Annotated in this window: 13 protein-coding genes; all 13 read right to left on the reverse strand. The window is 56.4% G+C overall.

What is annotated here, in order from left to right; translation table 11 throughout:
* Positions 1-121 precede the first annotated feature (121 nt).
* Complete coding sequence (gene trmD, locus PEH01S_RS24510) at positions 122-889, reverse strand: tRNA (guanosine(37)-N1)-methyltransferase TrmD (protein WP_127488613.1); 768 nt, start codon at positions 887-889, stop codon at positions 122-124.
* Positions 886-1,410: a ribosome maturation factor RimM gene (gene rimM, locus PEH01S_RS24515; protein WP_025851514.1), complete on the reverse strand. Its 525-nt coding sequence runs from the start codon at positions 1,408-1,410 to the stop codon at positions 886-888. The genes trmD and rimM overlap by 4 nt, the downstream gene beginning before the upstream one ends.
* Before the next feature lie 79 nt (positions 1,411-1,489).
* Positions 1,490-1,720: a KH domain-containing protein gene (locus PEH01S_RS24520; RefSeq protein WP_010501094.1), complete on the reverse strand. Its 231-nt coding sequence runs from the start codon at positions 1,718-1,720 to the stop codon at positions 1,490-1,492.
* A 22-nt stretch (positions 1,721-1,742) separates the two neighbouring features.
* Positions 1,743-2,015: a 30S ribosomal protein S16 gene (rpsP, locus tag PEH01S_RS24525; protein ID WP_010501096.1), complete on the reverse strand. Its 273-nt coding sequence runs from the start codon at positions 2,013-2,015 to the stop codon at positions 1,743-1,745.
* A 38-nt stretch (positions 2,016-2,053) separates the two neighbouring features.
* Entirely contained in the window at positions 2,054-3,421 is a 1,368-nt protein-coding gene (gene ffh / locus PEH01S_RS24530) for a signal recognition particle protein (protein ID WP_025851512.1), read from the reverse strand.
* 30 nt (positions 3,422-3,451) lie between these two features.
* Entirely contained in the window at positions 3,452-3,802 is a 351-nt protein-coding gene (locus tag PEH01S_RS24535; protein ID WP_025851511.1) for a putative DNA-binding protein, read from the reverse strand.
* A gap of 167 nt (positions 3,803-3,969) precedes the next feature.
* Positions 3,970-4,974 carry a signal recognition particle-docking protein FtsY gene (gene ftsY, locus PEH01S_RS24540; RefSeq protein WP_025851510.1) on the reverse strand — a complete coding sequence of 335 codons (1,005 nt, stop codon included), beginning with the start codon at positions 4,972-4,974 and terminating at the stop codon, positions 3,970-3,972.
* 32 nt (positions 4,975-5,006) lie between these two features.
* The gene (gene smc / locus PEH01S_RS24545; protein ID WP_025851509.1) at positions 5,007-8,582 is read right to left on the reverse strand and encodes a chromosome segregation protein SMC; all 3,576 of its coding nucleotides are present in this window, start codon (positions 8,580-8,582) and stop codon (positions 5,007-5,009) included.
* 178 nt (positions 8,583-8,760) lie between these two features.
* Positions 8,761-9,465, reverse strand: coding sequence for a ribonuclease III (rnc, locus tag PEH01S_RS24550; RefSeq protein WP_025851508.1), 705 nt, complete (start codon positions 9,463-9,465; stop codon positions 8,761-8,763).
* Between the two features lie 107 nt (positions 9,466-9,572).
* Positions 9,573-10,811 (reverse strand): beta-ketoacyl-ACP synthase II, encoded by a 1,239-nt coding sequence (fabF, locus tag PEH01S_RS24555; protein WP_025851507.1) that lies wholly within the window; start codon positions 10,809-10,811, stop codon positions 9,573-9,575.
* 135 nt (positions 10,812-10,946) lie between these two features.
* Complete coding sequence (gene acpP, locus PEH01S_RS24560) at positions 10,947-11,180, reverse strand: acyl carrier protein (protein ID WP_010501107.1); 234 nt, start codon at positions 11,178-11,180, stop codon at positions 10,947-10,949.
* Between the two features lie 168 nt (positions 11,181-11,348).
* Positions 11,349-12,089 carry a 3-oxoacyl-[acyl-carrier-protein] reductase gene (gene fabG, locus PEH01S_RS24565; protein WP_025851506.1) on the reverse strand — a complete coding sequence of 247 codons (741 nt, stop codon included), beginning with the start codon at positions 12,087-12,089 and terminating at the stop codon, positions 11,349-11,351.
* A 27-nt stretch (positions 12,090-12,116) separates the two neighbouring features.
* On the reverse strand, positions 12,117-13,058 hold the full coding sequence (fabD, locus tag PEH01S_RS24570) for an ACP S-malonyltransferase (RefSeq protein ID WP_025851505.1): 942 nt from the start codon (positions 13,056-13,058) through the stop codon (positions 12,117-12,119).
* Positions 13,059-13,094: the final 36 nt, after the last annotated feature.

Consider the following 13,094-nt stretch of genomic DNA (forward strand, 5'->3'; position numbering starts at 1 on the left):
TTTTCCGAGTCGCTTCATTTCCGATGTACTTGAAAACGTATTCAACGACGCAAAATTAAAAACCGCCTTGTCTCATGCTTCTGCGCATGACGCAAAACGGTTTTTCCTGAGCGTAGGCCCGTCATTCCGGCTTCCCGGGGAGATCCCGACCTGAACGCTCCTGCGCTTCCCATTCGTGAAGCCAGCGGCGTTCTTTAGGCGTGAGCTCGATCCCCTCCAGCAAATCGGGACGTTTCCTCCATGTGCGCTCCAGCGACTGCTTTCTGCGCCACTCCTCGATATTCCCATGGTGACCGGAGATCAGCACTTCGGGAACCTCCCAGCCGCGGAAATTCGCGGGACGGGTATAATGAGGATATTCCAGCAGCCCGGTGCTGAACGAATCCGTCACCGCCGACGTTTCGTTGCCCAGCACGCCGGGGAGCAGACGTACGACACTGTCGATCACGACCATCGCCGGCAGCTCTCCCCCGGTCAGCACATAATCGCCGATGGACAGCTCGTCCGTCACCAAGTGCTCGCGGATACGCTCGTCATAGCCCTCGTAGTGTCCGCAGATGAAGATCAAATGCCGCTCCGCCGCAAGCTCCTCGGCTTTTTTCTGCGAGAACGGCTCGCCTTGAGGACACATCAGGATCACGCGGGGCTTCGATTCCAGCCCGGAGGTTACATCCTCAACCGCCGCGAACAGCGGTTCCGGCTTCAGCACCATGCCGCCACCGCCACCGTACGGATAGTCGTCCACCGTATTATGCTTGTTGTTCGCGTAATCGCGAAAATTGACCGTATTCAGCCCGACTAAACCTTTTTCCCGTGCCTTCCCCAAAATACTCGAAGTAAACACCCCTTCGAACATCGCTGGAAAAAGCGTCAGCACGTCGATTCTCATAGGTCAAGCAAGCCTTCCATCAGGCGGACCGTAATCTTTTTCCCGTTTACGTCGACGTTCAGCACGACATCGTCGATATAAGGGAGCAGCAGCGGTTTGCCGGCCGGACGCTTGACGACCCATACGTCATTCGCCCCGGGCGATAAAATTTCCGAAATCGTACCCAGCTCTTCGCCTTCCTCCGTGACGACGGTGCAGCCGATAATTTCGTGGTAGTAATACTCGTCTTCGGGAAGCTCGGACAAATATTGTTCTTCGACTTTCAAGAGCCAGCCTTTATATTTCTCCACTTCGTTGATATTCGTGAAGCCTTGGAATTTGATGATAAACATATTTTTTTGCTCACGGGCCGCTTCGACCGTAACAGAGAGCTGCGTCCCTTGCTCGGGGTGGACGAATACCAGCTTGCTGCCTTTGGCAAAGCGTTCGTCCGGAAAATGCGTTTCCGGTACGATTTTAAGCTCGCCGCGGATGCCGTGTGTATTTACAATTTTTCCAACCGTATACAACTTTTCGCTCATAGGACCCTCCCGGGTTTGGAATAGGAGCTCTATAGGAAGAGAAAAGAGTTAGGAGCAGCTCCTAACTCTCATGTTTCCCTTATGACACGATTTCAACCGAAACGCGTTTCGGTTCTTTCACTGCAGCGGATGTGACTACGGTGCGGAGCGCCTTGGCAATACGTCCTTGCTTGCCGATCACTTTGCCGACATCGTCAGGGTGTACCGACAGCTCAAACGTGATGCTGCGGTCGTCCTCGACCGTATTCACGCGTACTTCTTCAGGATGATCCACCAACGCCTTGGCGATAACGGTAATAAGATCCTTCATCGTACCCTCCGAATCTTACAGATTACTTCTGCAGCTTAGACTCGTGAAATTTTGTCAAAATGCCAGCTTTGCTGAACAGGCTGCGAACCGTATCGGAAGCTTGCGCACCGTTTTGGAGCCATTTCAGTGCTTTTTCCTCGTCGATATTCACAACGGCTGGTTGAGCAACCGGATTGTATGTGCCAATCTCTTCAATGAAACGACCGTCACGCGGGGAACGGGAATCCGAAACCACCACGCGGTAGAAAGGAGCTTTGTGAGCGCCCATACGCTTCAGACGAATGCGAGTTGCCATGTATATCACCTCCCCAATAGAGTTAAAAAACGTTTATCTCAAAACGGGAATTTCATCCCGCGTCCGAGCTTCTTAAGGTTCTTCAGCTGCTTGGCCCCTTTGGGCCCCATCATGCCGGAGAACTGCTTCATCATCTTGCGCATGTCTTCGAACTGCTTGATAAAACGGTTGACATCCTGCACGGAATTGCCGCTTCCCGCAGCCAAGCGCTTGCGCCGACTCGGACTGAGCAGGTCCGGATTTTGCCGTTCTTCCTTGGTCATCGACTTGACGATCGCAGCGACCCGGGCCATTTGCTTATCGTCGACCTTGACGTCCTTCATGCCCTTGATCTTACCTGCGCCCGGCAGCATATCGAGCAATTGGTCCAGCGGACCCAGCTTCTTGACCTGCTCCATCTGCTCCAGGAAGTCGTCAAACGTGAATTCCGCGGTACGCAGCTTGCGTTCCATTTCCTTCGCTTTGTCCGCGTCGATGCTCGCTTGCGCTTTCTCGATCAGCGTAAGCATATCGCCCATGCCGAGAATCCGCGAAGCCATCCGTTCGGGATGGAACGGCTCGAGCGCATCCAGCTTCTCGCCCATGGCGGCAAACTTAATCGGACAGCCGGTGACGGCTTTGACCGAAATCGCCGCTCCCCCGCGCGTATCGCCGTCGAGCTTCGTCAGCACGACGCCCGTCAGCTCCAGCTGCTTATGGAAACTTTCGGCCACGTTGACCGCGTCTTGCCCGGTCATTGCATCGACCACCAGCAAAATCTCGTCGGGGCTGACCGCTTCGACGATCTGCTTCAATTCGTCCATCAAGCTTTCGTCAATGTGAAGACGGCCCGCGGTATCGATGATCAGGTAATCGTTGTTATGATCCTTCGCATGCTGCAGCGCCTGCTTTGCAATCTCGACCGGGCTGACTTTGTCGCCCAGCGAAAACACCGGAACCTTCAGCTGCTCGCCAAGCACTTGAAGCTGTTTGATCGCAGCCGGGCGGTAGATGTCCCCCGCGGCCAGCAGCGGCCGGTGGTTCTGCTGAAGAAGCAGCTTCGCGAGCTTGCCGGTCGTCGTCGTTTTCCCTGCGCCCTGCAGACCGACCATCATAATGACCGTCGGCGGCTTGTTCGCCCGCGCCAGCTTGCTCTGCGTCCCGCCCATCAGGGCTGTCAGCTCTTTGTTTACGATATCGACGACAACCATCGCCGGAGTAAAGCTTTGCAGCACTTCTTGTCCGATCGCCCGTTCCTTCACCTTGGCGATGAATTCCTTGACGACCTTAAAGTTGACATCCGCCTCAAGCAGCGCAAGCCGTACTTCCCGCAGCGCTTCGTTTACATCGTCCTCGGTCAGCTTGCCTTTTCCTCTAAGCTTACTGAATACACTTTGCAGCCGGCTGGATAGTCCTTCGAATGCCACAGGTCGTCACCACCTTTCGGAGGGAATATGTTAGTCCAATTCGTTAAGCTTTTCCATGACGGCCTGAATCCCCGAGCGCTCCGGCTCCGGCAGACCGCCGCTAAGCGCCTCAAGCTGCCGGAGGAGCCGCTGCCGTTCTTCATGCTTCTCCAAGAGCCGCAGCTTGCCTTCGTACTCCTCAAGCACGGATTCGGCCCGTTTAATATGTTCGTAGACCGCTTGACGGCTGATGCTGAATTCCGATGCGATCTCGCCAAGCGAATAATCGTCGTGAAAATAATGCTTCAAAAACATTTGCTGCTTTTCCGTCAGCAGCCGCTCATAGAAATCGAACAGCAGATTAATCCGATTCGTCTTTTGAAGGACATTTTCCTCCGTCATTCGTGCCTCACCCCCGTTAAGGTAAAACACTTTACAGCAAATCAACCTCACTTATCATACTGAAATTGAAGGGGGATGTCAAGCTTTTCTCCTTGTCAGGTCAAAAGCATGGTTACAGCAGCGAAAACGGAGCAGGCCAACCCATGAATGCGCGGCAAAAAGCCGGCTTATTGACCGGCTTTCTCCTCTTCCTTTTCCGACTCGGCAATCCATTTGCTGAACAGCGCATGCACGAACTGATCGGAGTCGAATGCCTGCAGATCGTCCATTTTCTCGCCGAGACCGACGAATTTGACCGGCAGCTTCAGCTCCTGACGGATGGCGACGACAATGCCGCCTTTTGCCGTTCCGTCCAGCTTGGTCAGCACCAAGCCGCTCAGTCCCGATTTCTCGTCGAACAGCTTTGCCTGCTGCAAAGCGTTCTGCCCGGTCGTCGCATCGAGCACCAGCAGCACTTCGTGCGGCGCATCAGGCACCTCGCGGCGGATGACGCGGTAAATCTTATTCAGCTCTTCCATCAGGTTGACTTTGTTCTGCAGCCGGCCCGCCGTATCGCAGAGCAGCACATCCACTCCCCGCGATTTGGCTGCATGCAGCGCGTCGTACATGACGGCCGCCGGGTCCGAGCCCGCCTGCTGCTTGATGACGTCGACGCCTACGCGGCGTCCCCATTCTTCCAGCTGCTCGATCGCTCCAGCGCGGAACGTGTCTCCGGCGGCAAGCAGCACTTTTTTGCCCTGGGATTTCAGCATGTGAGCCATTTTGCCGATCGTCGTCGTTTTGCCGACGCCGTTGACGCCGACGAACAAAATGACCGTAAGACCGGATTCGGCCATCCGCAGCCCGCCTTGCTCCTCTCCTTTAAGCAGCGCGATCAGCATCTCGGACAAAATCGGCTGCAGCTCGCTCGGGTTCTCGATTTTGCGCTTGCGGACTTCGGCCCGCAGATCCTCGATCAGCTTCAGCACCGTGTTCACGCCCACGTCGGCGCCGATCAGGATTTCCTCCAGCTCCTCGTAAAAATCCTCGTCGATTTTTTTACGGCGGGAGAACAGATCCTCCACCCGCTCGACAAACACGTCTCTCGTTTTGGCCAAGCCTTCCTTGAACTTATTCGTCACCGTTTCGGCTTTGGTCGAAATCGCTTCTTTCAATCGTTTAAAAAAGCTCACGGGGCACCTACCTCGATTTCAATATATCGGCATCAGCCGGCTTCCATTATGGCCTCGTCTTCTTCCAGACGGACGGATACGAGCTTCGATACGCCGCCTTCTTCCATGGTCACACCGTACAGCACGTCGGCTTCCTCCATCGTGCCCTTGCGGTGCGTCACGACGATAAATTGCGTCTGCATCGAAAATTCGCGCAAATATTCGGCAAAGCGCGTCACGTTCGCCTCATCCAACGCCGCTTCGACCTCGTCGAGCACGCAGAACGGCACAGGCTTGACCCGGATGATCGAGAACAGCAGCGCAATGGCGGTCAGCGCCCGTTCGCCGCCGGAGAGCAGCTGCAAATTTTGCAGCTTTTTGCCCGGAGGCTGCGCTACGATCTCGATCCCGGTATCGAGCAGGTTGTCCGGCTCGGACAAAATCAGGTCGGCCCGGCCGCCGCCGAACAGCTTCCCGAAGACGACGACAAAATGCGAACGTATTGCCTCGAACGTGGAGCGGAATCTTCTCCCCATCTCCTCGTCCATCTCGCGGATCACGAGATACAGCGCCGTTTTGGCCTCCACCAGGTCGTTCTTCTGCTCCGCCAAAAACAGGTAGCGCTCGTGAACGCGCTGGTACTCTTCAATCGCCCCGAGGTTGACTTCACCAAGGATGGCAATTTCGCGCTTCAGCTCGCGAACTTTATTTTGGGTGCCCAGAACATCCTCCGGTACGGGATAGCGCTCTTTCGCCAGCTCATAGCTCAGCTCGTAATCTTCGGAGAGCTTTTTGAGCAGGTTTTCCAGCTCCACGTCCAAGCGGTTCACGCGAACCTCCGTTTGATGGAGCTGTTCTTCGATCTGCCTCAATTGGGCGCGCTGCTCTTTGGTTTTGCTTTCCTCGGCTTCAAGCTTGGCCACCCATTGCGCCCGCTCCGCGCGCTTCATGTCCAGCTGCTCCGCACATTGCTGCTTCTTCAGCTTCAAATCGTTAAGCTGCTCGATCTGCTGCACGGATTCCTGCTCATGATTCGCCATGTCGGAGTCGAGCTGCCGCTCCAGCTCGCAGTTCGTTTCCAGCTCGTTCCTGATCGTCTCCAGCTCATTGCGGGAACGGCGCTCCTGCTCGTGCAGCGACTGCTTCTCCTGCGTCTGCGCCGCGACCTTTACCTTCAGGTCCGTGAGCTGCGTTTGCAGCTCCTCTTTCTCCGACTCGCTTGCCTTGCGGCGGATTTCGGCGTCGCGGATGGCCTGCTGCAGCTCGGCCTCCTGCCGCTGCAACCGCTCTTGCGCCTCGAGAGCTTCCGTCCTCCGGCGCTCAAGATCGCTGCGCTCGGACGCCAGCGTTTCGCCGTCGGCGCCGTACAGCGCAAGCTGCTGGGCCACCTGCTTCGCTTCATGCTCCAACGGCTCAAGCGAAGCGCGAATCTGCTGCTCCTCGATCCGCCGGTTTTCGCCTTCCGCCCGCAGCTCGTCCAGCTTTCGCGTCGTTTCGCCGATTTCGCGGCGCAGCTCCTCCGCCTTGGCCCGGAAGCTCTTCAGCTGGGTTTCGGACAGCGAAATATCCTTGTCCATGTCTTCAATCTGCCGTTGGCGGCTCAGAAGACTGGTCGTTTTCTTCTGCTGGCTGCCCCCGCTCATCGAGCCGCCCGGGTTCACGACATCGCCTTCCAGCGTGACGACGCGGTACCGGTACTGCACCCGGGCCGCGATCCGGTTGGCAACCTCCAGCGTACTTGCAATAATGACATTGCCGAGCAAGCTGCCGGCAATTTGCCGGTACGTATCTTCAAACTGCACCAAATCGACGGCGATGCCGACAAAGCCTTCCATCCCTTCGATTTGGCGCTGTTCGCTTTCCGGAATGAATCGGCTGCGAATAACGTCCAGCGGCAGGAACGTCGCCCGGCCGAGCTGGCGGCGTTTCAGAAAAGCGATCGCGTCCCTGCCGTTCGCCTCGTTGTCCACAACGATATGCTGAAGCGCGCCGCCCAGCGCCGTCTCCATGGCAACCTCCACATGGGCGGGCACTTTGACGAGCTCGGCCACCGCGCCGCGAATGCCGCGCAGATCGCCCCGGTCCTTCGCCTTCAGCACTTCCTTGACGCCGTGCATGAAGCCGTCATAGTCGTTCGCCATCTCGCGCATCGTATCGCGGCGCGACACCATCGAATCGATCTTCTGCTCCCACTTGCGGACCGCGGCCTGCGCTTCTTCCGAAAGCGTCTGCTTCGACTTGAGTCCTTGGCTGAGCTCCAGATACCGGTTCCGAACATCCGCGAGCGCCGCTACGGCTTCTTCGAGCTTCTTCTCCAGAGCGGCCTTGCGCTCCGCAATGCTCTCCTGCTGCTCCTGCCATTTGCGGTGCTCGTCGTCAAGCCGGTCCAGCCGACGGCTGAGCGCTTCGAGCTGCTGCTCGGCATACCTCGCTTCGTTGCGGGCATTGGCCGATTCGTTCAGCACTTCGAGCAGCTCGCCCTTCAGCCGCTCTTCTTCCGCGCTGCTGATGCCTCCCGTGACGCCGAGCAGGCGGTCTTCCTCGGCTTTCAGCTTGGCCTGCGTCTCCGCAAGCTCCGCTCCGATGGCGGCGATTTTTTCGCGAAGCTGGGCAATTTCAGCCTCTTTATCCGTCACCCGCTGCTCCTGCTGGGCGACGGCAAGCCGCAACTGGTTTTTATTGGAAGCGTAATTTTTTTTCCGCTCCTTCAGCACTTCGCCCTGGCCTTCGCATTTCTCAAAATCCTCGCTCAGTTGAAGCAGGTGCTGCTGCAGTCCTTCAATCTCTTCCTCCAAGCGCCGCGTTTCCCAGCGTTCCTTCTCCAGCTCGGCGTCCTGCTTGCTGATCACGCCGGACAATTCGCGCTGCGATTCGCGAAGCTTCTCAAGCTGAGCGTTGGTATCCGTCCAGCTTGCGTAAATTTGCTCGATCTGATGGACATACATCGCGATTTCGCTGGATTTGAGCTCTTCTTTCAGCTCCTTGAAGCGCACCGCTTTCTCCGATTGCACGCGCAGCGGCTCCAGCTGGTCTTCCAGCTCCGACACCAGATCGTGAATGCGCAGCAAATTTTGCTCCGTTTCCTGCAGCTTCTTTTCCGTTTCGCGCTTGCGCGATTTATATTTGACGATCCCCGAAGCTTCTTCAAAAATGCCCCGGCGGTCTTCCGACTTCGTGCTCAAAATTTCTTCGATGCGCCCCTGCCCGATAATCGAGTAAGCTTCCTTCCCGATTCCCGTGTCCATAAAGAGCTCGGTAATATCCTTGAGCCGGCAGGGCTGCTTGTTGATCATATATTCGCTTTCCCCGCTGCGATGCACGCGCCGGGTGACGGTCACTTCGCTGTAATCCAGCGGCAGCGACTGGCTCGTATTATCGAGCGTCAGCGAAACTTCGCCGTAATTGACGGCCTTGCGGGCATCGCTTCCGGCGAAAATGATATCTTCCATCTTGCCTCCGCGCAGCGACTTGGCGCTTTGTTCGCCAAGCACCCAGCGGATGCCGTCGGAGATGTTGCTTTTTCCGCTGCCGTTCGGCCCAACCACTGCCGTAATTCCTTGTACGAATTCCAGCTCGGTCCGATCCGCAAACGATTTGAAGCCCGAGAGCTCGATACGTTTCAAAAACAACTTGGCTCACCTCTTACGGCTATTGTACCATATTCCGGACCTGTAGTAGATACCGGACGCTTTGGCATTCCGGCGGTCTAAGCGCAGGCTGCGGTGTGACTTGTTTCCTCATTCCCGTTCACCTGCAAAAAAAAGAGCGACGGCCCGCTGTACGGCCGTCACCTTCTGCGAACTTGCTTTATGGCTGATCCACCTTGACCTCGAGCTTTGCGAGCGCTTCGGCGGCCGCATGCTGCTCCGCTTCCTTCTTGGAGCGGCCGAGTCCCCGACCGAGCATTTCCTCGTGAAGATATACTTCCGCCGCGAACTCCCGCTCGTGCGCAGGACCGCGTTCGTCTACGATTTTGTATTCCAAGGGGCCCATATTATGCTGCTGGGTATGCTCTTGCAGAATCGTTTTGTAATCCGCCGTTAACAGACGTCCCTGCTGAGGCAGGCCCGGAAACATATGGCGGCTGAGAAAAGCGCGCACCGGCTCCAAACCTTGGTCCAAGTAAAGCGCACCGATGAACGATTCGAACACATCTGCGAGCAGTGCCGGACGGGTTCGACCGCCGGTCAGCTCCTCTCCTTTGCCGAGCAGCACATAAGATCCGAAGTCGAGCTGCTCGGCGAAGCCGACGAGCGAGGGCTCACAGACGATGGAAGCCCGCAATTTGGTCAATTCGCCTTCCGTGCGGTCCGGATACTTGTCGAACAAATATTCCGATACGGTCAGTTCCAGGACAGCGTCGCCGAGAAATTCCAGCCGCTCGTTATCCTTGTGCTGGCCGATGCGGTGTTCATTCACGTAGGAAGAATGTGTAAATGCCTGCCGTAGAAGGTCGGGACGCCGGAACGAAATGCCCAGGTCCGCTTGCAGCTGTTTTAAGTTGCGATGCATCTCTAATCACCTTCGTGTAAGCAATTTGTTTCGTGGAGGTTGAAACGTACGAACCAACCCCACGAAACAATGTTATAGTTTAGCCCGCCCCGTGAAAGTCTATGCCCTTAAGCCTCGTACTTTTGCAGAATGACCGTTGCGTTGTGGCCGCCGAAGCCGAACGAGTTCGACATTACGGTGCGGAGATCGAACGGACGCGGCGTATTCGGCACGTAATCCAGATCGCATTCGGGATCCTGATTGTCGAGATTGATCGTCGGCGGGATCACGCCATGCTTCAAAGCCAGCGCGCAGATGAGCGCTTCCACGCCCCCTGCGGCGCCAAGCAAGTGACCGGTCATCGACTTGGTCGAGCTGACGGCCAGCTTGTAAGCGTGCTCGCCGAACGCCTGCTTGATCGCGGTCGTCTCCGATTTGTCGCCGATCGGCGTCGAAGTGCCATGCGCGTTAATATAATCGATCGCTTCAAACGGAATGCCGGCGTCTTTCACGGCTTTGACCATGCAGCGGGCAGCGCCGTCCGGATCCGGATCGGTCATATGATGCGCGTCTCCGCTCATGCCGTAGCCGATCACTTCGCCGTAAATGCGGGCTCCACGCTTCTGCGCATGCTCCAGCGACTCCAGAATGAGAATGCCTGCGCCTTCGCCCATAACAAACCCGTCGCGATCCGTATCGAACGGACGGCTCGCTTTTTCCGGTTCATCGTTGCGGGTCGACATGGCGCGCAGCGCGCAAAAGCCTGCAACGCCCGTCGGACTGATCGTCGCTTCCGCGCCGCCGCAGATCATGACGTCCGCATCGCCGCGAAGGATCGTCTTGAAGGCGTCTCCAATGGAATGCGTACCTGTCGCACAAGCGGTAACGGCCGTGCTGTTCGGTCCTTTGGCTCCCGTAATCATCGAGATTTGCCCTGACGCCATATTGGCGATCATCATCGGAATAAAGAACGGGCTGACCCGCTTCGGTCCCTTTTCAAGCAAAATTTTATGCTGCTCTTCCCAAGTCGACAAACCGCCGATCCCCGAGCCGACATAAACGCCGACCCGCTCCGGATCGGTATCTTCTTTGACATTCAGCCCTGCATCCTTCAAGGCCGTCAAGGTAGCGGCTACGGCAAATTGCACGAAGCGGTCCATGCGGCGGGCTTCTTTTTTGTCCATATAATCTTCGGGATTAAAATCTTTGATTTCGGCGGCGATTCGTGTCGGGTATTCGCTGACGTCAAACGATTCAATCGCACTAACGCCGGATTTTCCGGACATCAGGTTTCCCCAAAAGGTTTCAAGATCACGTCCAAGCGCGGACATTACACCGAGACCCGTAATAACAACTCTTTGTTTCATGCTGCAATTCACCTCTATCGTAAATAACCTGCGTTATGTATTTCGTTCGTAAGGGGTTAAGCTCGCTGGTGCGTGCAGTTAGGCACGGAATGGAGATAAGTCCCGTTTATCCAAGAAAAACGGGACTTATGCGTTTTACGTATGAGATTTTATGTACTCTACTACTTGACCTACAGTAGTGATCTTCTCTGCATCTTCATCAGAGATTTCCATATCAAACTCATCTTCCAATTCCATAACCAATTCCACGACATCGAGAGAATCGGCACCTAAATCATCTTTAAAAGAAGCCTCAAGGGTCACTTCCGCTTCGTCAACGCCGAGACGGTCCACGACGATGCGTTTTACGCGATCCAAAACGTCGGACATCCGGTTCACCTCCTCTTTGGTATTATACTTAACTTATGGACAAAATGCCATAGTAAGCCTCGCTTGGTGCGAAAAAAAACAATTTTCGCCAAAAAATTCTATTTTGCGGCAACTCTGGCAGTGCGATACAACTGCCTGCACCTCCGCCCATTGTTGCCGCAAGCCGCGCTACATATACATGCCGCCGTCGACATGAAGCGTCTGTCCCGTCATATAGGACGAATCGTCGGACGCCAGGAACACCACCGCTTTGGCAATGTCCTCCGGCCGACCCAGACGTGCGAGCGGAATTTGCGTCATGAGCTGCGAACGCTGATCTTCCGAGAGCTTGTCGGTCATATCGGTCTCGATAAAGCCGGGCGCCACGCAGTTGACGGTGATGCCGCGCGAAGCAAGCTCCTTCGCCGCCGTTTTGGTCATCCCGATGACGCCTGCTTTGGCAGCCGCATAATTCATCTGCCCCGCGTTCCCCGTCGTCCCGACGACGGACGAGATGTTGACGATCCGGCCGAAACGCTGCTTCATCATCGGGCGGGTAGCGGCTTTGACGCAGTTGAATACGCCTTTCAGGTTCGTCTCGATCACCTGATCGAACTCCTCTTCCTTCATGCGCATAATGAGGTTATCCCGCGTAATTCCCGCGTTGTTGACCAAAATATCGATCCGGCCAAACGCCTCCAGGACGAGCTTGAACATGTCTTCGACTTCCTGCACGGAACCGACGTTGGCCTTCGCCTTAAACGACTTGCGTCCCAGCGCTTCGATCGCCTGCACAACCTCTGCCGCCGCCGCTTCGCTGCCCGCGTAGTTGACGACCACATCGGCCCCCGCTTCCGCGAGCCCGATGGCGATGGCCCGGCCGATGCCGCGAGAGGCGCCGGTAACCAGCGCTACCTTTCCCGTTAGCATACGCTAATCCCTCCCAAGAATAATCGTTTATACCGTCGTTTCCAGCTGAAATTTCTCGATGGCTTCCAGACTGTTGATGGAATACACTTTCGCACTGCGGTCGATTTTCTTGATCAGACCCGCTAGAACGGTACCGCTGCCGATTTCGACAAACGTATCCACACCCTGCCCAAGCAGCCATGCGACGCTGTCTTCCCACAGCACGGAAGAATGTACTTGATCGACCAACAGCTGCTTAATTTCCCCCGGCTCCTGTGCCGGCAGCGCCGTTACGTTCGCAACGACCGGAACGACCGCCGCTTTCATCGCAACGGATTCAAGCACGCCGCCGAGACGCTCGGAAGCGGGCTTCATCAACGAGGAATGGAACGGCCCGCTAACCTCAAGCGGAATCACGCGCTTCGCGCCGGCTTCTTTGCCGCGCTCGGCGATAGCCTGCACCCCTTCCTTGCTGCCGGAAACAACGATTTGTCCCGGACAGTTCAGGTTCGCAAGCTCAACGACCGTTCCCTGCCCGCTGACGTCCAAGCACAGCTGCCGCAGCGCTTCACGCTCCGCGCCGAGCACGGCTGCCATAGCGCCTTGTCCGCTCGGCACCGCCTGCTCCATAAACTCGCCGCGCGCACGTACCGTACGGACCGCGTCTTCAAAGCTCAACACGCCTGCAGCCACAAGCGCACTGTACTCGCCAAGGCTGTGCCCGGCCGTATAATCCGGCTGAAGGCCGTGACGCGCGCGGAACAGCTCAAGGTAGGCTATACTGGTTGTAAGCAGCGCAGGCTGCGTATTAACGGTAAGCTTCAGCTCTCCCTCCGGACCATCGAAGATGATGCGGCTGAGAGGGAAGCCGAGCGCCTTGTCGGCCGATTCAAAAATCCCCCGCGCGGAGGCATCCGCTTCATAAACGTCTTTCCCCATGCCTACCGCCTGCGCCCCTTGACCCGGGAATACGAATGCGATTTTGCCCATATCCGATTCTCCTTTATTACCGACTGCAAGCCGTTC

This window comes from Paenibacillus ehimensis NBRC 15659, assembly GCF_004000785.1.
GTDB classification, from domain to species: domain Bacteria; phylum Bacillota; class Bacilli; order Paenibacillales; family NBRC-103111; genus Paenibacillus_G; species Paenibacillus_G ehimensis.

What these genes read in the sequence shown, in the direction of transcription:
- trmD (WP_127488613.1), bottom strand. Translation starts at nt 889, where the DNA reads ATGAGAATCGACGTGCTGACGCTTTTTCCAGCGATGTTCGAAGGGGTG.
- rimM (WP_025851514.1), bottom strand. Translation starts at nt 1,410, where the DNA reads ATGAGCGAAAAGTTGTATACGGTTGGAAAAATTGTAAATACACACGGC.
- PEH01S_RS24520 (WP_010501094.1), bottom strand. Translation starts at nt 1,720, where the DNA reads ATGAAGGATCTTATTACCGTTATCGCCAAGGCGTTGGTGGATCATCCT.
- rpsP (WP_010501096.1), bottom strand. Translation starts at nt 2,015, where the DNA reads ATGGCAACTCGCATTCGTCTGAAGCGTATGGGCGCTCACAAAGCTCCT.
- PEH01S_RS24535 (WP_025851511.1), bottom strand. Translation starts at nt 3,802, where the DNA reads ATGACGGAGGAAAATGTCCTTCAAAAGACGAATCGGATTAATCTGCTG.
- rnc (WP_025851508.1), bottom strand. Translation starts at nt 9,465, where the DNA reads ATGCATCGCAACTTAAAACAGCTGCAAGCGGACCTGGGCATTTCGTTC.
- fabF (WP_025851507.1), bottom strand. Translation starts at nt 10,811, where the DNA reads ATGAAACAAAGAGTTGTTATTACGGGTCTCGGTGTAATGTCCGCGCTT.
- acpP (WP_010501107.1), bottom strand. Translation starts at nt 11,180, where the DNA reads ATGTCCGACGTTTTGGATCGCGTAAAACGCATCGTCGTGGACCGTCTC.
- fabG (WP_025851506.1), bottom strand. Translation starts at nt 12,089, where the DNA reads ATGCTAACGGGAAAGGTAGCGCTGGTTACCGGCGCCTCTCGCGGCATC.
- fabD (WP_025851505.1), bottom strand. Translation starts at nt 13,058, where the DNA reads ATGGGCAAAATCGCATTCGTATTCCCGGGTCAAGGGGCGCAGGCGGTA.